Source organism: Psychromonas sp. KJ10-10 (assembly GCF_047323245.1).
In the GTDB taxonomy this organism is placed as follows: domain Bacteria; phylum Pseudomonadota; class Gammaproteobacteria; order Enterobacterales; family Psychromonadaceae; genus Psychromonas.
Genome location: NZ_CP178826.1, coordinates 3,013,104 through 3,032,425, shown reverse-complemented (window position 1 = coordinate 3,032,425; position 19,322 = coordinate 3,013,104). Strand labels below are relative to the sequence as shown.

17 protein-coding genes, 1 other RNA gene and 2 pseudogenes are annotated in these 19,322 nt (G+C 36.6%); 13 read left to right on the top strand and 7 right to left on the bottom strand.

Annotation, left to right across the window (positions count from 1 at the left end; all coding sequences use genetic code 11):
• Positions 1-36: 36 nt before the first annotated feature.
• The 7 genes and pseudogenes from ACLKMH_RS17430 (at position 37) to ACLKMH_RS17400 (ending at position 5,320) form a co-directional block, all read left to right on the top strand.
• Positions 37-635, top strand: a pseudogene (locus tag ACLKMH_RS17430) (GTP cyclohydrolase II).
• Between the two features lie 8 nt (positions 636-643).
• A complete protein-coding gene (locus tag ACLKMH_RS17425) occupies positions 644-1,135 on the top strand; it encodes a hypothetical protein (RefSeq protein WP_413699262.1) in 492 nt (163 codons plus the stop codon).
• 280 nt (positions 1,136-1,415) lie between these two features.
• A complete protein-coding gene (locus ACLKMH_RS17420; RefSeq protein WP_413699261.1) occupies positions 1,416-1,775 on the top strand; it encodes an NADAR family protein in 360 nt (119 codons plus the stop codon).
• 3 nt (positions 1,776-1,778) lie between these two features.
• Positions 1,779-2,219, top strand: coding sequence for a hypothetical protein (locus tag ACLKMH_RS17415; protein WP_413699260.1), 441 nt, complete (start codon positions 1,779-1,781; stop codon positions 2,217-2,219).
• Positions 2,220-2,296: 77 nt separating this feature from the next.
• A complete protein-coding gene (locus ACLKMH_RS17410; protein ID WP_413699259.1) occupies positions 2,297-3,241 on the top strand; it encodes an asparagine synthase C-terminal domain-containing protein in 945 nt (314 codons plus the stop codon).
• On the top strand, positions 3,238-3,909 hold the full coding sequence (locus ACLKMH_RS17405) for a hypothetical protein (protein WP_413699258.1): 672 nt from the start codon (positions 3,238-3,240) through the stop codon (positions 3,907-3,909). Before ACLKMH_RS17410 ends, ACLKMH_RS17405 begins: the two co-directional genes overlap by 4 nt.
• A gap of 1 nt (position 3,910) precedes the next feature.
• A complete protein-coding gene (locus ACLKMH_RS17400; protein WP_413699257.1) occupies positions 3,911-5,320 on the top strand; it encodes a hypothetical protein in 1,410 nt (469 codons plus the stop codon).
• A gap of 627 nt (positions 5,321-5,947) precedes the next feature.
• On the opposite strand, the gene ACLKMH_RS17395 is transcribed toward ACLKMH_RS17400, so the two are convergent.
• The 7 genes and pseudogenes from ACLKMH_RS17395 to smpB form a co-directional block, all read right to left on the bottom strand.
• A complete protein-coding gene (locus tag ACLKMH_RS17395; protein ID WP_413699256.1) occupies positions 5,948-6,949 on the bottom strand; it encodes a DNA-binding protein in 1,002 nt (333 codons plus the stop codon).
• A gap of 214 nt (positions 6,950-7,163) precedes the next feature.
• Entirely contained in the window at positions 7,164-7,418 is a 255-nt protein-coding gene (locus ACLKMH_RS17390) for a helix-turn-helix transcriptional regulator (RefSeq protein WP_413699255.1), read from the bottom strand.
• Between the two features lie 861 nt (positions 7,419-8,279).
• On the bottom strand, positions 8,280-8,708 hold the full coding sequence (locus tag ACLKMH_RS17385) for a tyrosine-type recombinase/integrase (RefSeq protein ID WP_413699254.1): 429 nt from the start codon (positions 8,706-8,708) through the stop codon (positions 8,280-8,282).
• A 34-nt stretch (positions 8,709-8,742) separates the two neighbouring features.
• Positions 8,743-9,141, bottom strand: a complete 399-nt coding sequence (locus ACLKMH_RS17380) for a tyrosine-type recombinase/integrase (RefSeq protein ID WP_413702388.1) — start codon at positions 9,139-9,141, stop codon at positions 8,743-8,745.
• The gene (locus ACLKMH_RS17375) at positions 9,102-9,524 is read right to left on the bottom strand and encodes an integrase arm-type DNA-binding domain-containing protein (protein ID WP_413699253.1); all 423 of its coding nucleotides are present in this window, start codon (positions 9,522-9,524) and stop codon (positions 9,102-9,104) included. Before ACLKMH_RS17375 ends, ACLKMH_RS17380 begins: the two co-directional genes overlap by 40 nt.
• Before the next feature lie 162 nt (positions 9,525-9,686).
• Positions 9,687-10,040: a transfer-messenger RNA gene (ssrA, locus tag ACLKMH_RS17370) on the bottom strand.
• Between the two features lie 146 nt (positions 10,041-10,186).
• A pseudogene (gene smpB / locus ACLKMH_RS17365) lies at positions 10,187-10,666 on the bottom strand (SsrA-binding protein SmpB); the annotation flags it as partial.
• Positions 10,667-10,803: 137 nt separating this feature from the next.
• On the opposite strand from smpB, the gene ACLKMH_RS17360 reads away from it, so the two are divergent.
• From ACLKMH_RS17360 to ACLKMH_RS17335, 6 genes are all read left to right on the top strand, one after another.
• On the top strand, positions 10,804-11,241 hold the full coding sequence (locus ACLKMH_RS17360; RefSeq protein ID WP_413699252.1) for an SRPBCC family protein: 438 nt from the start codon (positions 10,804-10,806) through the stop codon (positions 11,239-11,241).
• A 1-nt stretch (position 11,242) separates the two neighbouring features.
• Positions 11,243-11,533 (top strand): RnfH family protein, encoded by a 291-nt coding sequence (locus tag ACLKMH_RS17355; protein ID WP_413699251.1) that lies wholly within the window; start codon positions 11,243-11,245, stop codon positions 11,531-11,533.
• 350 nt (positions 11,534-11,883) lie between these two features.
• Complete coding sequence (locus ACLKMH_RS17350; RefSeq protein ID WP_413699250.1) at positions 11,884-15,774, top strand: beta strand repeat-containing protein; 3,891 nt, start codon at positions 11,884-11,886, stop codon at positions 15,772-15,774.
• Entirely contained in the window at positions 15,758-18,199 is a 2,442-nt protein-coding gene (locus ACLKMH_RS17345) for a Calx-beta domain-containing protein (RefSeq protein WP_413699249.1), read from the top strand. The genes ACLKMH_RS17350 and ACLKMH_RS17345 overlap by 17 nt, the downstream gene beginning before the upstream one ends.
• Complete coding sequence (locus ACLKMH_RS17340; RefSeq protein ID WP_413699248.1) at positions 18,165-18,350, top strand: immunoglobulin-like domain-containing protein; 186 nt, start codon at positions 18,165-18,167, stop codon at positions 18,348-18,350. Before ACLKMH_RS17345 ends, ACLKMH_RS17340 begins: the two co-directional genes overlap by 35 nt.
• Positions 18,325-19,299 (top strand): immunoglobulin-like domain-containing protein, encoded by a 975-nt coding sequence (locus tag ACLKMH_RS17335; protein ID WP_413699247.1) that lies wholly within the window; start codon positions 18,325-18,327, stop codon positions 19,297-19,299. Before ACLKMH_RS17340 ends, ACLKMH_RS17335 begins: the two co-directional genes overlap by 26 nt.
• Positions 19,300-19,322 lie beyond the last annotated feature (23 nt).

The window sequence follows — 19,322 nt, the reverse complement described above, 5'->3', positions numbered from 1 at the left end:
TGATTTAATCAATTGGTACTTTAAAAGATAGGGATTATGGATAATATTAATTTTTCAAATTGGTGCGAACTTCCAACAAAATTTGGCAAGTTCAAAATGTATGATGCAAATATAGATGGACTGACATTAATTAGTTTTTCTGAAATAGTGAATTTAGAACAATCACTTTTACTTCGAGTACATTCCTCATGTTCTGCATCTGAAATATTTGGAAGTTTAGATTGTGATTGCTCAGATCAATTAAATGCCTCAATGGATTTAATTGCAAAGAATAAAAATGGCGTGATTATTTATCTTAATCAAGAAGGAAGAGGCCATGGAATTTCAAAAAAATTAAGGCTGTTCGTATGATGCAAGAGCAGAGTCTTGATACGGTGGAAGCCTTTGAACAGCTAAATTTGAAACAAGATATTAGGGAATATGATTCAGTAGTAAAGCTTTTGAAAAAGCTAGATATTTCATCAGTGAGACTTATTACTAATAACCCGAGAAAGGTAGATTATCTAAGCGACAATGATATTTTAGTCGATAAAACAATCAGCATTAAACCTATTGTTAGAGATGAAAATATGGATTATTTGTACTCAAAAAACAATAAACTAGATCACCAAATTCAATTAAGCCCTAAAGAATGATAGGTTATTTGGGAGATCGTATTAAAAAGGAACGGGTTGAAAAATTAGTTCCTGGTATTGAAACTTGCATTAAAGGTAATAAGTACAGCGTTATATTTATCTGTGTTGAGTCAAAAGAGACTTCTGTACCTAAGGCAGTGTCGGTGTTGTTATCAATAATAAACGGCTATCAAGCTGATTTATATATAATTACTCAGGTAACCCCTGTCAATACAATGGATCAACTAAGGGTAATATCAGGTAAAGTGATCGTTACATTATTTGATGGTCATGCAATTAATAATATGGGCCCTGAAATTGTAATTGGAGGAACTAATAGTGCACATAAGTTATTTAAAAGCTTATTCAATGATCGCTTCCTCACTAATGGGAATTTTCAATATACTTCACTTGTAAATAGTGAAGTACTTCACCTACTGTGTTATTTCAAACATGCTAATCAGGTCACTTCAGCCGATTTAATCCGTTTTTCTTCCGGACTTACGGGAGAGGGGGAGTAAATTATTCAATTGATAATGAGTTTAGATTGAATGGGTACTCGAATGACTGCTTACTTCGAGCATTACAATTATTAGAAATATATTTTGAAGAAAAAAGTATGCGAACATATCTACTGAACCCACTACGCCGTGAATTAGCCTTAAATTTCCGAAAATCCATTGATTACTCATTACCTTACCCACACAGCCCTCAAGATAATATTTACTTTCACGATGTAGACCAAGCGTATGGTTATTTTTCAAACTTTTCTAACCATCCTATTTATATGGAGGGCCAAATATGGAGAACTACGGAGCATTATTATCAGGCAAAAAATTTGATGTACATGAGATACAGCAAGAAATTAGACTGACTCTGTCGCCTGTGGCGGCAAAGGAAATTGCATTGAATAATTTAGATGCACAGGTGAAAAACTGGCATGATATTAAGTGCGATGTAATGACGGAGGCTTTAAAAGCGAAGTTTTCACAGCATATAGAGTTAAAAGAATTACTTATTGCTACAGGTACTAAGACTATTGTTGAATATAGCCCTAATGATACATATTGGGGAGATCCTGGGGATGGTTCGGGGTTAAATAAGTTGGGTCATATGTTGATGAAGTTGCGTTGCGATATAAATAGTAAATGTGAGTCCTAAACTATGTGTGGAATTATAGTTACTAATAATCATGTTCTAGAAAATGAATTAACTAGTTGGGTTTATAAGTTAAAGCATCGAGGCCCTGACGGCATAAGTTATTATCAAAACGAGAATGTTAGAATGGCGTTCTCTAGGCTAGCGATTAATGACCCAAGTGAATTAGGAATGCAACCAATTGTAACTGATGAATGTATTTCTATGATAAATGGTGAGATATACAACCATAAGGAAATACGTGATAGGTATAAATTGAAATATTCGGGTGATGCAGATACTAATGTCGTAGGACCTTTCTATGAAGTATTGAAAGAAAATATTATCAATCATATGGATGGGTTTTATAGTGGAATCATATTCGATAAACAGACACAGAAGTTACTTACACTTCGAGATTATTTAGGCAAAAAAGGCTTATTTATTGTAAAAAGTGGAAAAAAGTAATTATCACCAGTGAGTTGAAATCAATTCCTTATTTTGACAGTTTTCAAGTTATACCCTTGGGGGTATGTGAAATTGACATGGTTACTGGAAATGTTAAAAGAATATCGTCTCACCAACTCCCTCTTATTGGACCTGGTGAATCATTGAGAGAACTATTAATCGCATCAGTAAAGAAAAGAATCCCTGCTAACAATACCCCGTTTGGAGTTTTTCTAAGTGGTGGGTTAGATAGCTCTATACTCGCTCAAATATTAATCTCCCTTAATGCTAACGCAATATTTTATTTATTGGGTGAAGATGGTAAATCAGATGACTTGCTAGTCGCAAAGTTACTGGTAAAGCACCTAGACATAATAAACTATCGTATCACTCCCTTACCGTCACGAGAACAGTTCCCTTGCTTGATTGAGGAGGTTGTAAGGAGCACTGAAAGTTTCAATCCATCAATTATTAGTAATGGAATATGCACCCACTTGCTATCAAAAGCGGCAAAGGAAGATAATTTGAAAATCATAGTTTCAGGGGAAGGAGCTGATGAGCTATTTGGCGGGTATAATTATCAAAATATAGATGATGATTGGAGATTATTTAAAGATAATCTACTAAGTGATATGAATTTTACGGAACTCAGAAGAGTTGATCTTTCTTGCATGAATAATAGCATTGAGGCAAGATTTCCTTATCTAGATAAAGATGTTTATTCTTTTGCGCACGGCTTGGAACATAAGGATCTTTATTCTATTTATGGCACCGTACCGATGAATAAATATATATTACGCAAAGCATTCGAAAACTATTTACCAAAGGAAATAGTATGGCGTAAAAAAACATCTTCAGATGTAGGCGACGGAATAAGGAAGATTGTCGTTAACTATTTAACTCGTGATAATGAAAGTGAAAAAATTGTACTCAAAAGAATATGGGAAAAAATTTATCCACACTATCCATTAGATCACTATTTTCATTCTTACCCTTGTTTTGATTCTGTAATTGCAAACAGAAGTGTGGTTCATAAGTCATGAGTATTCAATTAGTAGAGAATATTATCTTAGATGCTTTTAAAAATGAACCATTTCATACTTTGCACTTTATTAATGAAGATTCCCCCAAAGTTAAACTTAAAGGTGGGAGTTGTTCCGATAAAGTTCTTTCTGTAAAAAAACAATTAGAGTCACAGGGATATATTGTAATACTCCATTCTTCTTATATTAATGGGCAAGATTGTCATCGCCTCCTTAAAATAATTATTAATGATGATGAGTACTTTGCTGATGTCGGGAATGGCTGGCCTTCGATTAAGTTATTTCCTACTTTTGAAAATACTATGTATGAGAGCTATGGAATTAAATTTGAATCGAGAATTTGCTCTGATCATATCAAGCTATTTCAAACCAGAAACTCAGTGACTAGGTTGTCGCAAATCATTCCTTTCGTGTCAAAATGCGAAGAAGAAATATTGAAAGATATAGGTTGCCGATTTGAGCAGACCTATCCTTTTACTGGAAAGCTAAGGTTTGCCCAAATAGTCGGTGAAAAGTTTCTATTTCTACGTGACACTGATTTAGAAATTTATTCGGAATCTGGGGTTGAAGTGAAAAAGGTTAAGTTAATTAACAAGGGTAAAAACATACTCTCAGAAGAATTTAATTTTGACCTGAGTTCACTATCATGGCCTTCAAAATGGAATTAATGTGAAGAATAAAGTAAATAAAAATGGTACGCATAATTTGAATAGTTACCCGTGTGAACCCTATACGCTAATAGTTGGTGTTATTAGTGGTTCTGTAACTCAAATTAAGCCATTGATTAATGATATAAGAAAATTATCAGAGTTAAAGTATTTAAAAGCTATTGAAGTATGGTTACTTTCAAATGGGGCTAATACAGCAGAATTAACTGATCTCCTCCAACTAACTTTTACTGGAACTGATATTGTTAAATTTACGATTACAGAGAGTGATAAGTCTGAGGGTATTCTTCCTATTGGAAAAGCGCGTTCAACACTTCAAAAATTAGTTGGTGCAAGAATGAGTGAGGTAACTACCTCATTCGGTTGGATTTTAGATGATGATATGACAATCCCGGTTACCGCCGAGAAATATTTAACCTGGTTACCTGCCTTCAAACATGAAGGAGTAGATGTTCTGATTGGTGGTTTTAATGGAGGTTCTCCAAACCCTGTCGCTCATGGCATTAGAGTTCAATTAAATGATTTACTTCATAATTTATATTGGTTAGCTGACCTACCCGCATTTAGTAAACTACCCGACAGGAGTGAAGAAAACAAAAAGTTCAGAATGTTATACCCTGATTATTATTATGATCTGAGTCGTAAACATACCGATCATTTAGTTAAACCATATTGGGTTGTTCCAGAGTATAAAGGGGAAAAGGTTGGTGATGCGCATGCAAGACTTATAAGAGATAGCTATAAGGTCTTAACTGGTGAGCCATATTTAAGACCATTGATAATGGATTTACCTTCCAGGCCATTAGAAGAGTCAAAACCATCTTGTAATAGAGGTGGTAATACATTTATATTGACCTCTAAAGCTTTAACCATGACTCCGAACACTATATTACTTACCGACGGTAAAGAGAATAGGCGGTCAGATATGATTTGGGCAATTATCAATAAGTATTATTACAAATTAAATGTTCAGTCAGTTTCATTTCCTATCAATCATCATAGATATATCGGAACAAGTACTTCTTATTGTTTCAATAAAACCGTCGGCGAAATAAGAGGTGCTTGCACTTTATGCTTCGCAATGAGTTCATTTTTTGAAAGTAACCCTAATTATAATTGGGAATTATTAAATGAAAGAATTGACCGTATATCCGAGTTATATTTCGACTACATAAATCAGCGACTAGAGTTATATAAAGAAAATTTCATTGTCATTAATTCAATGTTGGATCAATTGGTACCTTTGTTAAAGACAGATGATAATAGCGTAGCATTAACACTCAGCTCAATTAGGGAGTGGGTGAGTTTGGACAACCTTGAAAAAATCCAAAAAATGCTATTTTCGATTGATAAAATTAAAGATTTGGACTTCTTCTTAAACAATATTGTGGAACAAATAACTGATTTTTGATGATTGGTCTTCAGAAATGTAAAGTTTTAAATTTCGTTTATTTATATCAACTTTAATATATCCTTGCTTTATTTTGCTGTTCAGGCAATATATAAGCATTGATATATTGCTTATAGCCCTTATGGATACTGACTTCCTTTCTTTTTCTTAATGGGCCAAATATGGGACAAATGCATATATAATAGCATGGTATTTAAAGTGGTTTTTAAAACCAAAATATCGCAAGTTATTGAAATATATAAGCACAGGTAATTTCATATATTCGCACTCATTAGGCTTCAAAATGTCTTTCTAATAATATTTTCATCTCTATAATATTACTGCTAATCATCACCGAAAAGGCTTCTTTATAACTTCAGTTATTTTTCTTTTTTGATGCAGAATGTTAATTCAGTATGTTGTTTAAAATCGAAATTTGCAGGCAACTCAAAATTATATTCTCTCAATTTAGATCTGACTTCTTCTTCTGTTAACTTCTCTAGATTCAAAATTAAATACATAGCTATTAGTCCGTTTTCAAAGGCAATTGAAAGTCGTTCAAGTTGAGGTTGTACACACCAAGCTCACACAGCCTAATTTTTACATGGTATTCGTCAAAATCTCGTAAGAAACCTTTTAAATAACTAATTATACTAAGGTATGATCTTTTCTATCTAGTTCTAATTCTCCTCTAAATTTAATACTTTCTAGTGCTTGAGATAAAGAATCTCTTTCTCTTTGTACCTGTGAAAAGTCACGTTGGGATTGAGAAAGTTGTTTTTGTACTTCAATCAACTGAACTTGAGAATGACTTAGTTGATCTACTTTTGTTTTTGACTCTTTTAGATCTGCTTCAAGTCGTACATTATCTTTAGTTAAAGCCACATGCTCGGTTTGTAGTTGAACCACCATCATTTTCTTATCTGATGTTTCTCGTTGTAATTCTTCTAATTGTGCCATGGCTTGTTCATATTGTGTTTGTCTAATTTCTTGTTTCGCGACATCTACCGTGAGTAATTTAACTTGCTCTCTTAATGAAACTGTTTCTAATTCAGCTTTTTCAAGTCGCTTATTTGCTACTTGAATAAGATACTTTGCTTCTGATTTTGAAGTCTCAATAGAAGCTTCTGATCTTTGCTTTTCTGAAGAGACTGTTTGTTCTGCTTCTGATTGTGTAGCAATAACTTTTTCAATAGCCTTTTCTTTGTCCATTTTTGCTATTGCAATAATCTCCTTATTCTTTTCAAATTGTTCTGAAATACCATTAACAGTTTGATTACATTGCATCTCTGTAAGTTCGATTCGATCCTGACACTCCGTTTCTTTTTCAGCAAGTATCTCAATCATTTCTGCTATTTGGCTTTTTTGACGTTCTACAATCTCTGTTAATGAATTTGTTTTACGATCAACGACAACTTGAACTTCACTAGCTAATAATTTTGCAATTTGACTACTGCCTAACTCATCTGACATCTTTGAAACTTCACCATCTCTTTTATTATGAAAATCTCGAAGAAAACTTGATACTGTTTCTGTTTTACCTCCAGTAAGTTGCCTTACTGACCTAACAGATGGTTGTATTCCATTTTGAATCATGTCTGAACAGACTTTTGAAACTTGTTCAAAAGTAATGTTTGTTTTTACTGTCATTATTTAAACCTTATTTTTTTGAATGGTTAGAATAGATTAAGTAGGGAAACGGGAAACAAGTGTTTCCGGTATTTTCCGTTACCCTACGAAAAGGTTGCTACTTTCAATATGCGTAGTTAAGAGTGTAATATTTATGACACTTTTATTTTTCTATTAATAATGCGATGAAGTTATCTATTAAGTGAACGTACTTCACATCGCTATATTGAAAGTGCTAAAGCAACGATTGTCTTTGATTGACGAGATCTACAACTAATTGTTTAATTTCGTTTTGTTTTTTGCCTGCTACTAGCGCTTTTAAGACAAGTTGTATTTCACTCTCAACAAAGCCAACAGCACGACCGCCAAGGTTCACAGAGGGAGGGAGGAGGCCATCTTCGATTCGCTTGTAAAGACTTGAACGCCCAATCGAAAGTATTTGATGAACTTCTTTTGCTCTAATAATTTGTATTTTTTGTATTGCTTCCATATTTTGATCCAAATAAATTTACCAGGTGTCTTTTTAATCGCTGATAAATGATTAGTGAGTGTTTTTTAGGCACTCGATACAGCTATAATACACAATAAAAACCCGAAGTGAATATGATGAAATGTCAATAAGTGCTTTTATAACAGTTAGTTGAAATTTGTCATGTAGTAAGTGCCCATGTTTTATGAGTTTTTTGATTAACGCTTTTAATGTCAAATTTAAGTCATTAATGTTCAAGGGGGTTTAAGTTACTAAAAGGCATTTAATTTATTTAAACCCTCCTAAAGGGGAAGTCTTTAGCATTCCTAATTACAATTTTTCGTTATATAAACCGTAGGGGCAACTGGATAAAGCAGTTTTCAAAGTTATGGGTAAGATCTTTTACTAGAGTGTTTCGAATAGACAACTGTATTTAAAATGTAGACACGTAAAAAATGTATTGGAGTAGTGCCATAGAAGGGAATAAATATATTATCGAATATTTATATTAAAAGGACACTAAATGATTTTTTATGACAATTTAAAAAAATTTTAATAGGAAGCTGTTGTTTGTTAACAAATATATTTATTTACCTCTGCTGTGCAGAGAATTTAACCATTCAAATAGATAATAAGATAAAATAATCTATTATTTCTATTAGCAAAAGAATTTATTGAGACCAATAAAAAGACATTACTTTCAAAGTTTTTTTATGTCAACAGTAAAGTCGTTAAACGGTCACATAGGGGCGCTAAGCGGTCACTTTTGCTATTGACAGCCAAAATGGACCCTGTTCTGAAATCTGTGTAATTACCTATCATTAACTTAATCATATTAAGGATAGGTAATTATGAAAAAAGAAGAATTAGAGGCATTCGCCCTTAAAGCGAAAAATGTTTTTTATCTCCAATTGAACCAGAGCCCTCTGCGGCCTGACTAATAAAGTTACTCCACCATATTAAAACAGGTTTTCGTCGTTCTAAGTATTCAGAACGATTATAAGCTCTTCTTACATCATCGCCATTAACGTGAGACAAGCAAGCTTCAACTAAATCACTATTAAAACCTTCCTCGTTGAGTGCTGTACTTGCAATTGACCTCATGCCATGTGCAACTAATCGACCTTCGAATCCCATCCTTTTTAGTGCTGTATTTGCTGTTTCATTGTTGGTATGTCTACTTGGGTTTCTATCTCCAGGAAATAAAAAATCAAGGTGGTCGCTAATAGGCTTAATGAACTCAAGAATTGTCATCACTTGCTTTGTTAGTGGGATAACATGTTTTACTTTATGTTTTGCTTTACCTTTCATGCGAATAGCTGGAATAGTCCATAGCAGATTTTCTTCATCGATCTCCTTCCATTTGGCACCAAGTCACTTCGTTGGGGCGACACATTGTATGTAGTTCAAATTCAATGAGACAACGAGTAATTATTTTAATACTAGCAGTATTAAGTGCATGCATAAGCTCAGGTAGTTCTTGAGGTTTTATTGTTGGCATGTGTCTTTTTACTGGATTTTTAAAAGCACTTTTAATACCTGTTAAAGGGTTATGTTCAATAAGTCCTGCATTGGCGACATATACCATGATTGTATTAATTCGTTGGCATAAACGATTAACTGTTTCTAATGTACCTTTTTTCGCTAGAGGGGTTAGCACACTGATAACTTTGGGGGCTGTTAGTGTATGAATCGGTATCTTACCTAACTGAGGGAAAACATGAAGTTCAAGTGAATTCCATATGTCGATCGCGTGACCTTTTGAAACTTCACTTTTTTTACCTCAATCCACTGGTGAGCAACATATATAAGTGTGTTGTTGTGTGCAATTTCTTTCTGTAGGGCTTCCTCATCGCGTTCTTCTTTAGGATTAAGTCCTTTTGCAAGTAACTCTTTTGCTGATGTTCGTAGTTTTCTTGCATCTTTTAATGAGATCGCTGGGTATGCACCATAGCCCATCAATGCTGGTTTTTTGGTCTGAGGGTTTATATAGCGTAATTGCCAAAGCTTCGAACCATTTGGCTTTATTAAGAGCTGTAGGCCAGCCCCATCACGGATTAGATATGCTTTATCCTTTGGTTTTGACGCTTTAATTTCTGAGTCGTTGAGAGGGAGTACTTTAGCCATAAGCAATACCACTTTTTTATTTTAAGGTTGGTATTGCTTATTGTATTGCTTTTTTGTGAGAATGTCACGGAACGTTAATGGACCTTACAGACATAAAAAAACCCGCAAGCCACGTGGTAGTTGGCGTTGCGGGTCTTAGTTGGTCTGTAAAAGACCTATAGGTGGTGGAGATGGGGGAGTCGAACCCCCGTCCGAAAAACCTACATCCTCGGTACTACATGCTTAGTCTGCCTTTTGGTTAACTCGTTGATCTCCGACAGACAGGATATCAAAAAGCGAGTCCGATACTATTTCGCGGTTCACCCTCGAACAAGGTTCCCTCGCTATCCAAATGTAAATGACCTTCCGAATCCCTGCCCATAGGAGAAACGTGGGTGGAAGGCTAGCTAGCCTAAGTCGCTAGAGCGTAGTTATCGTCGTTTGCAACTATAACTTTGACGGCTTTTTACGAGGCCAGCCGTCACCTCGGCATGCACCTTGGGTTTCATGAATCTCGTCGAGTCCTAAATCATCCCCACAGTGGTAAACGCAGTAACTTGTTTACGAGGCGATACTAACAAATCAATTTACTTGAAGATAGTATTATCTATTCTTCATTACATTTATTTGCTATTTATTAACTCGTTACGTGTTAACTTTGCTAGTTTTTAACCAATTTAGTATTACTTGCGTGTATCGTGTTTCATCATGCGTTCTTTTTGAACTTTCCATTCTCGGTCTTTTACATCTGCTCGTTTATCATGAGCTTGTTTACCTTTTGCTAATGCAAAAGATATTTTTACCCATGCTTTTTTCCAATATAACGAAATTGGAATAATGGAGTAACCTTGGCGTTCTACTTTACCAATTAAATTATCGAGCTCACGACGTTTTAATAATAGTTTTCGATAACGAAGGGGATCACAAACAACATGTGATGAAGCTGCAATTAAAGCAGGGAAGGTAGCATTTAATAACCAAGCTTCACCATTTTTTAAGAAAATATAGCTGTCTGCTATATTGGCTTTACCAGCCCTTAATGATTTTACTTCCCAGCCTTGTAATTCAAGACCAGCTTCAAAGCGTTCTTCTAAGTGATACTCATGACTTGCACGTTTGTTACGAGCAATTGTATTATCATTGTTTTTAGTTTTTGAGTTTTTTTAGCCATAATCTGGCATGTTTACCTTAGTTAAAATTGAAAAGCATTGTAACCTTAATTAAATTGAAAATGCTATTTCAATTTATGATTTATTTGTTGTTTAGTGTAAACTTATTGTTTTTTGTGAGAGATTTATTGATGGCAGAAGTATCCCGTAGTGCGTTGTTGATGTATAGCGCAGACGAAATGTATCAGTTAGTAAATGATGTAAATGCATATCCTGAGTTTTTGCCTGGTTGCATCGATGCAAAAATTATTACTCATATCGGGGATAAAATGAACGCTTCAGTGACTGTTTCTAAGGCTGGGATTAAACAGGTTTTTACGACAGAAAATAGTTTGTCAGAGGGTCGAGAAATTAAAATGAATCTTGTTGATGGACCATTTAGGTATTTAAGAGGTGGTTGGCATTTTTTACCACTTGATGAACATGCTTGTAAAGTTAATCTAGATTTAAAATTCGAATTTAGTAGCAAATTAGTTGAGATTGCATTTGGTCGTATCTTTAATGAATTAGTTGGATCTATGGTTAAGTCATTTTCAGAGCGAGCCAAAGTTGTTTATGGAGTTAGATAATATGAATGAAATGATTGAGATTGAAGTTGTTTATGGCTTGCCACATAAGCAGGTTTTGTTGTCAGTGTCAGTTCCCCCAAACACTAGCATTAAAGAGGGTATAATTTTATCTGGTATTATCGAACACTTTCCTGAAATTGATCCTAATACTGCAAATGTGGGGATTTTTAGTCGCCCTGAAAAGTTAGACACTATTATTAAAAATGGTGATCGGATTGAAATTTATCGTCCTCTAATCGCTGATCCAAAGGAAATGCGCAAGTTACGCGCAGCTAAAATGGCTAAAAAATAACCACCTTTTTCTATTTTCCCGCTTAAATATCTCTTTGTGAAAATTCTGTTATTTATGTTAAAAAAATATAATTTATAACGCTTATTGTATAAGCAACAAAATAATAGAATCACCGCCTTTTTTTGAAAAAATAAAATATATTTTTCAGTTACTTATGATTTCATATTGTGATTTTTAAGATAACTTGAAAAAAATAGATTTATGGTATACTTTTAAACATAGATTGTTAAATATGGTATAATTAAAATATCTATTTTTATTATAAATGCATGCCTCTTAACCGACTGATAATCAAGTTTTTTTATAAAATGCAGTCGGAAATTAATTAAGTGTGACTAAAGGATTGAATCATGAACGATAGCGTTAACAACAGTAAAGATGCGATAGATGAAAACTTACAGGATGATGAATTGATTTCGGAAATAGACATTATTAATGAATCTATTGAAGAACAAGAGCAATCTCTTCCTGAAGTTGATCAACAAATCCTTGCTGAAATTGAAGAGATTCAAGATGCTATCGAAGACGGCGATGAACTCATAGATGATGTTGAAACCGTCGCTGGTGAAACAGGAGACGGAGGGCGCTCTTCTGCTGTTAATTTTGATCGAGTTGGGCTAGAAGTTATTGCTTCGTCTAATTACCAAACCTCTGGATTTGATTTCGCGCAACAGGATGTAACGATATCAACAACTGAAAATGTTATCACTACAGTCACAGTGAGTATAACTGGTCCCGGCGCCGTTGTTGAAGGTGAGGTAACAGAAAATTACACGGTTTCAATTACAGAAGCACTAACAACTGATTTAACGGTTACTTTTAATTACACCACAAACGATGCAGATGGTAATGATTACACGGCTGTCGATAGTGTAGTTATTTTAGCGGGTGAAACTACAGCAAACTTTAATATAACTACTAACGACGATAATATTGTAGAAGCTGGTGAAAACTTTACTTTAACAATCGAAAACGTAACACCTGGTGGCCTCGAAGATGTGCGAATTTCGGATGCAAATAGTTCTGTTACGACTACCATCACAGATGAACCTGTGCCAACTGATCCTGATACAGATACTGCATTGGTTAGTATTTCAGGACCAAGTAATGTTGTCGAAGGCGAGCTAACAACTGATTACACCGTTTCTATTACAGAAGCGCCGACCAGCGATTTAACCGTTATCTTTAATTACACCACAACCGATGCAGACGGTAATGATTATACCGCTGTCAACAGTGTGGTGATTTTAGCAGGTGAAACCTCTGCAACTTTTAATATCACCACGATTGACGACAACTTTGCTGAAGGCAGTGAAGATTTTACTCTTTCTATTGATAGTGTTACCACCGGTGGTTTAGAAGATGTTCGTGTTTCTTCGACTAATGGTTCTATTACAACAACTATTACAGATGAACCCGCTCCAAGCACACCAGATTCTGATACGGCCATTGTCAGTATCACAGGCCCAAGTAATGTTGTTGAAGGCGAGCTAACTACTGATTACACCGTTTCCATTACTGAAACACCGACCAGCGATCTGACCGTTAGCTTTAATTACACCACAACCGATGCTGATGGTAATGATTACACCACTGTTAACAGTGTGGTGATTTTAGCCGGTGAAACCTCTGCAACTTTTAATATCACCACGATTGATGATAACTTTGCTGAAGGCAGTGAAGATTTCACTATCTCTATTGATAGTGTTACCTCGGGTGGTTTAGAAGATGTACAAGTTTCAACAACCAATAGTGCGATCACAACAACTATTACCGATGAGCCCGTACCAAGTACACCAGATTCTGATACGGCCATTGTCAGTATCATAGGCCCAAGTAATGTTGTCGAAGGCGAGCTAACAACTGATTACACTGTTTCTATTACTGAAGCACCGACCAGCGATTTAACCGTTACTTTTAATTACACTACAACCGATGCAGACGGTAATGATTACACCGCTGTTAACAGTGTGGTTATTTTAGCCGGTGAAACCTCTGCAACTTTTAATATCACCACGATTGATGATAACTTTGCTGAAGGCAGTGAAGATTTCACTATTTCTATTGATAGTGTTACCTCGGGTGGTTTAGAGGATGTACAGGTTTCAACAACCAATAGTGCGATCACAACAACTATTACCGATGAGCCCGTACCAAGTACACCAGATTCTGATACGGCCATTGTCAGTATTGCAGGCCCAAGTAATGTTGTCGAAGGTGATGTAACAACGGATTACACCGTTTCCATTACTGAAGCACCAACTAGCGATTTAACCGTTACCTTTAATTACACCACAACCGATGCAGACGGTAATGATTACACCGCTGTTAACAGTGTGGTTATTTTAGCGGGTGAAACCTCTGCAACTTTTAATATCACTACGATTGATGATAACTTTGCTGAAGGCAGTGAAAATTTCACTATTTCTATTGATAGTGTTACCTCGGGTGGTTTAGAGGATGTACAAGTTTCAACAACCAATAGTGCGATCACAACAACTATTACCGATGAGCCTGTACCAAGTACACCAGATTCTGATACGGCCATTGTCAGTATTGCAGGCCCAAGTAATGTTGTCGAAGGTGATGTAACAACGGATTACACCGTTTCTATTACAGAAGCACCAACTAGCGATTTAACCGTTAGCTTTAATTACACCACAACCGATGCAGACGGTAATGATTACACCGCTGTCAACAGTGTGGTTATTTTAGCCGGTGAAACCTCTGCAACTTTTAATATCACCACGATTGATGATAACTTTGCTGAAGGCAGTGAAGATTTCACTATCTCCATTGATAGTGTTACCTCCGGTGGTTTAGAGGATGTACAAGTTTCAACAACCAATAGTGCGATCACAACAACAATCACCGATGAACCTGTCCCAAGCACTCCAGATTCTGATACTGCCATTGTCAGTATTGCAGGACCAAGTAATGTTGTCGAAGGTGATGTAACAACGGATTACACCGTTTCTATTACAGAAGCACCGACAAGCGATTTAACCGTTACCTTTAATTACACCACAACCGATGCTGATGGTAATGACTACACCGCGGTTAACAGTGTGGTTATTTTAGCCGGTGAAACCTCTGCAACTTTTAACATCACAACGATTGATGATAACTTTGCTGAAGTCAGTGAAGATTTCACTATTTCTATTGATAGTGTTACCTCAGGTGGTTTAGAAGATTTACAAGTTTCAACAACCAATAGTGCGATCACAACAACTATTTCCGATGAACCTGTCCCAAGCACTCCAGATTCTGATACGGCCATTGTCAGTATTGCAGGCCCAAGTAATGTTGTCGAAGGTGATGTAACAACGGATTACACCGTTTCTATTACAGAAGCACCGACCAGCGATTTAACCGTTAGCTTTAATTACACCACAACAGATGCCGACGGTAATGATTACACGGCTGTTAACAGTGTGGTTATTTTAGCCGGTGAAACCTCTGCAACTTTTAATATCACCACGATTGACGATAGCTTTGCTGAAGGCAGTGAAGATTTCACTATTTCTATTGATAGTGTTACCTCGGGTGGGTTAGAGGATGTGCAAGTATCTACAAGTGATAATGCGATAACGACGACTATCATTGATAGCGATGCTGTACCAAGTATTTTGATCGACGATCAGACAGTTAACGAAGATGCAGGCACTATCACTTTTACCGTTAGCTTATCAAATCCTTCGACTTCAATTGTCAGTGTTGATTATGTGACAAACGATGGTACAGCGACTGTTGGCACTGATGTGCAAAATGACAGTGGTACTTTAACCTTCGCAGTGGGTGAAACGAGCAAAACTATCACACTCAGTGTGAATGATGATGATATTTATGAGATCTCAGAAAACTTTACTATTGATTTATCGGCACCAGTAAATGCCACAATTGCTGATAACCAAGGTACAGGTACCATAAATGATGAAGATGGCACAACACCGGGAGATAAAGAAGGTGATCAGCCAAGTTTATCGGTGAGTACAGCGAGTGCCGTTGAAGGTGATGTAGAAATATTTACCGTGAGCTTATCTAATCCATCTACACAAGATGTAAGCGTTGACTTAACTAGCGTGACGGGCACAGCGATTGCCTCCGATTTCGATGCGACCAACATGCAAGTATCAACCGATGCTGGTGTAACCTGGACAAATGCTACCTCAGCAACGATTGTCGCTGGTGAAACCTCTGTATTAGTTCGTATTCCAACTGTGGATGATAGTCGTCGCTGAAGAAACAGAAGCCTTCAGTTTAACTGCAACAGTTACTGCAGGTGATACCAGTAATGCTAGCTCAACTGGTGTTGCAACCATTCTAGATAATGATAGCGCGCCAAGCATTAGTATTAATGATCAAACTGTTAATGAAGATGCTGGTACTATTACCTTTACTGTCAGCCTTTCAAATCCATCAGCATCAGCTGTGAGCGTTGATTATGTGACAACCTCTGGTACCGCGACTATTGGCACTGATGTGCAAAATGATAGTGGTACTTTAACCTTCGCAGTGGGCGAAACGAGCAAAACTATCACACTCAGTGTGAATGATGATGATATTTATGAGATCTCAGAAAACTTTACTATTGATTTATCGTCACCAGTAAATGCCACAATTGCTGATAACCAAGGTGTAGGTATCATCAACGATGAAGATGGCACAACACCGGGAGATAAAGAAGGTGATCAGCCAAGCTTATCGGTGAGCTCTGCTAATGCAACAGAAGGTGAAGCAGAAATATTTACCGTGAGCTTATCTAATCCATCTACACAAGATGTAAGCGTTGACTTAACTAGCGTGACGGGCACAGCGATTGCCTCCGATTTCGATGCGACCAACATGCAAGTATCAACCGATGCTGGTGTAACCTGGACAAATGCGACCTCAGCAACGATTGTTGCTGGTGAAACCTCTGTATTAGTTCGTATTCCAACTATAGATGATGCGATTGATGAGAGTGCTGAGAACTTTACACTAACAGCGACAGTAACTGCTGGTGATACGACAAATGTATCTTCCACAGGAACTGCTGTTATTAATGATAATGATGGAGAACCAGAATTAAGCATAGATGACGTAACAGTAAATGAAGATGCCGGGTCTATGACATTTACAGTGACGCTTTCAAATGCTTCTTCATCTGTTGTAAATGTTGATTATGCCTCTGATGGCACTTTTGGAACGGCAACGGAAGGTTTAGATTATACTGGCGTAAATGGTAGTTTAACTTTTGCTGTGGGCGAGTTAACTCAAACTATCACTGTTCCAATAAATGATGACTTTATAGCTGAGGGAGCAGAAACATTTGATGTTGTTCTTTCTAATGCAATAAATGCAACTATCTCAGATTCTACTGGGCTAGGCATTATTGTTGATGAGCCAACACAAGGCATTGAAGATACCGTAAACGTGTCTTTGGCTGGAGATACAAGTGTTTTAGAAGGCGGAATAGCTTCTTATACTATTACTTTAAGTCAAACAGCTATTACAGATATGGACATAGACGTCATTGTTAATCATGTTACAACAGATAGTGGTGACCTAGTTGCAGAGACAATGACATTAACTATAGTCGCAGGTACGGACTCAGTTAGCTTCACTGTTGATAATAATGATGATGCTTACGCTGAAGGTGATGAGACATATAGTGTAACACTCTCTGGTCTAACAACAGGAGGTGGATTTGAAGCCGTAAATGTAGATACTGCGCCAGTTAACACTGTCATTTCTGATAATACAACTCCAAATACTGAAACAGATGATGAAGTTATCAATATCACTTTAGATGGTGATATTAGCGTTAATGAAGGCGGAACCGCTACTTATACCATTAATTTGGATCAGCCAACAGCTACGGCTATGGATGTTGAAGTTCAAACAGGCCACACTACAACAGATGATGGTGATTTAATCCCAACGCTTATGGTAGTTACTGTACCTGCAAATGCAGATAGTGTTAGCTTTAGCGTAGATAATAATCAAGATACGATTTCTGAAGGAAACGAAGATTATACTGTGGCTCTTACCGGCACAACGACCGGTGGCGGTTTTGAAACCATCAATGTGGATTCGACTCCTGTTAGCACAACTATCATAGATGACGACCAGTTAGCTATTAGTATCAATGATGTAACAGTAAACGAAGATGCAGGAATAATGACGTTTACTGTTTCTTTAAGTACAACAACAACAGATGATGTTACCTTTGACTTTGCTTCTGCAGATAATGGTAGTGCATTAGCCGGAAGTGATTATGAAGCAATTACTGGTTCTGGCACAATCACAGCTGGTTCAACTACAACCACAATCACAGTCAATATCACAGATGATTACATCGCAGAAAACCCTGAAACCTTTGAAATCAATTTAGAAAATATTGTTCCTGCAAATGTAGTTGTAGTAGATGCGCAAGGTATCGGTACGATTACAGATGAGGCTATTCCAGGTGCAGAAGACACAGTTACTGTAAGCATTGCTGGTGACTCTGATGTAAATGAAGGAAACAGCGCAACATATACAGTATCAGCGGATAAAGCAGTTCAGGAGGATATGAGTGTTGATGTAACTTACTCATTCATATCAGCTTCAACTGGAGATGTTGTCACAAATACTGTTCAAGTTATTATTGCTTGCCGGTTCAACTACAGCGACTGCCTTTAACGTGGCAACAGTAGATGATGTATATGCAGAAGGTGATGAAGTTTACAGTGTTAGCATTTCTAATCCACAGGGTGGTGGTGTAGAGAACCTTGTTCTTGGAACTGATACTGTAGCTACTACTATACATGATGATAAAACGCCAGGAACATGAAGATGATCAAGAGACGGCTCTTGTTAGTATTACGGGGACGTCAGATGTCAATGAAGGTGATACTTCAACATATACAGTTGCGATAGATAGCCCAACGACAGAGACATTAAGTGTAGATATCACATATTCATACACAACAGCTAGCTCTGGAGATATTGTAACAAACACTGTCTCTGTTGAAATTCCTGCAAATGCTTCGAGTGTTAGTTTTGATGTTGCCACTATCGATGATGTATATGCAGAGGGTGATGAAGTTTACAATGTATCTATTTCTAATCCCGTTGGTGGTGGCTTTGAAAGTGTTTCAGTAGATACAACTGCAAGCACAGTTGCTACAACCATACATGATAATACAACACCTGGGACAGAATCTGATGAAGATGTTGTAAACGTTGTTCTTTCGGGGGATGACACAGTCATCGAAGGTGGCACTGCTACCTACACAATTACTCTCGATGAGCCAGCGACAACGACTATGCAAGTAGAAGTTCAAACTGGACATATTACTACGGATGCGGGCGATTTAGTTACAAATACAATGCTGGTAGAGGTGCCTGCTAATACTTCGAGTGTTACTTTCTTAGTAAATACCCTTCAAGATACCATAACTGAAGGAAGTGAAACCTATCAAGTAGAACTCACTGGTACGATAACTGGCGGTGGTTTCGAAACAACAAATGTAAATACAACGCCTGTAGAAACTGCCATCATTGATGATGAAGGAGTTCCGAGTCTTACCATTAATGATGTCACTGTAGATGAAGATGCTGGAACCATGGTCTTTACAGTAACACTAAGTAATACAACAACTGATGATGTTACTTTTGACTTTGCATCTGCAGATACAGCAAGTGCATTGGCTGGCAGTGATTATGAAGCGATCAGTGGTTCAGGTACAATAGCGAGCAGGTTCAACAACAACCACTATTACTGTCAATATTACAGATGACTATATTGCAGAAGACCCTGAAA

What these genes read in the sequence shown, in the direction of transcription:
- ACLKMH_RS17385 (WP_413699254.1), bottom strand. Translation starts at nt 8,708, where the DNA reads ATGAAAGGTAAAGCAAAACATAAAGTAAAACATGTTATCCCACTAACA.
- ACLKMH_RS17405 (WP_413699258.1), top strand. Translation starts at nt 3,238, where the DNA reads ATGAGTATTCAATTAGTAGAGAATATTATCTTAGATGCTTTTAAAAAT.
- ACLKMH_RS17350 (WP_413699250.1), top strand. Translation starts at nt 11,884, where the DNA reads ATGAACGATAGCGTTAACAACAGTAAAGATGCGATAGATGAAAACTTA.
- ACLKMH_RS17415 (WP_413699260.1), top strand. Translation starts at nt 1,779, where the DNA reads ATGTGTGGAATTATAGTTACTAATAATCATGTTCTAGAAAATGAATTA.
- ACLKMH_RS17360 (WP_413699252.1), top strand. Translation starts at nt 10,804, where the DNA reads ATGGCAGAAGTATCCCGTAGTGCGTTGTTGATGTATAGCGCAGACGAA.
- ACLKMH_RS17390 (WP_413699255.1), bottom strand. Translation starts at nt 7,418, where the DNA reads ATGGAAGCAATACAAAAAATACAAATTATTAGAGCAAAAGAAGTTCAT.
- ACLKMH_RS17375 (WP_413699253.1), bottom strand. Translation starts at nt 9,524, where the DNA reads ATGGCTAAAGTACTCCCTCTCAACGACTCAGAAATTAAAGCGTCAAAA.
- ACLKMH_RS17345 (WP_413699249.1), top strand. Translation starts at nt 15,758, where the DNA reads ATGATAGTCGTCGCTGAAGAAACAGAAGCCTTCAGTTTAACTGCAACA.
- ACLKMH_RS17395 (WP_413699256.1), bottom strand. Translation starts at nt 6,949, where the DNA reads ATGACAGTAAAAACAAACATTACTTTTGAACAAGTTTCAAAAGTCTGT.
- ACLKMH_RS17420 (WP_413699261.1), top strand. Translation starts at nt 1,416, where the DNA reads ATGGAGAACTACGGAGCATTATTATCAGGCAAAAAATTTGATGTACAT.
- ACLKMH_RS17335 (WP_413699247.1), top strand. Translation starts at nt 18,325, where the DNA reads ATGATGATAAAACGCCAGGAACATGAAGATGATCAAGAGACGGCTCTT.
- ACLKMH_RS17355 (WP_413699251.1), top strand. Translation starts at nt 11,243, where the DNA reads ATGAATGAAATGATTGAGATTGAAGTTGTTTATGGCTTGCCACATAAG.
- ACLKMH_RS17410 (WP_413699259.1), top strand. Translation starts at nt 2,297, where the DNA reads ATGGTTACTGGAAATGTTAAAAGAATATCGTCTCACCAACTCCCTCTT.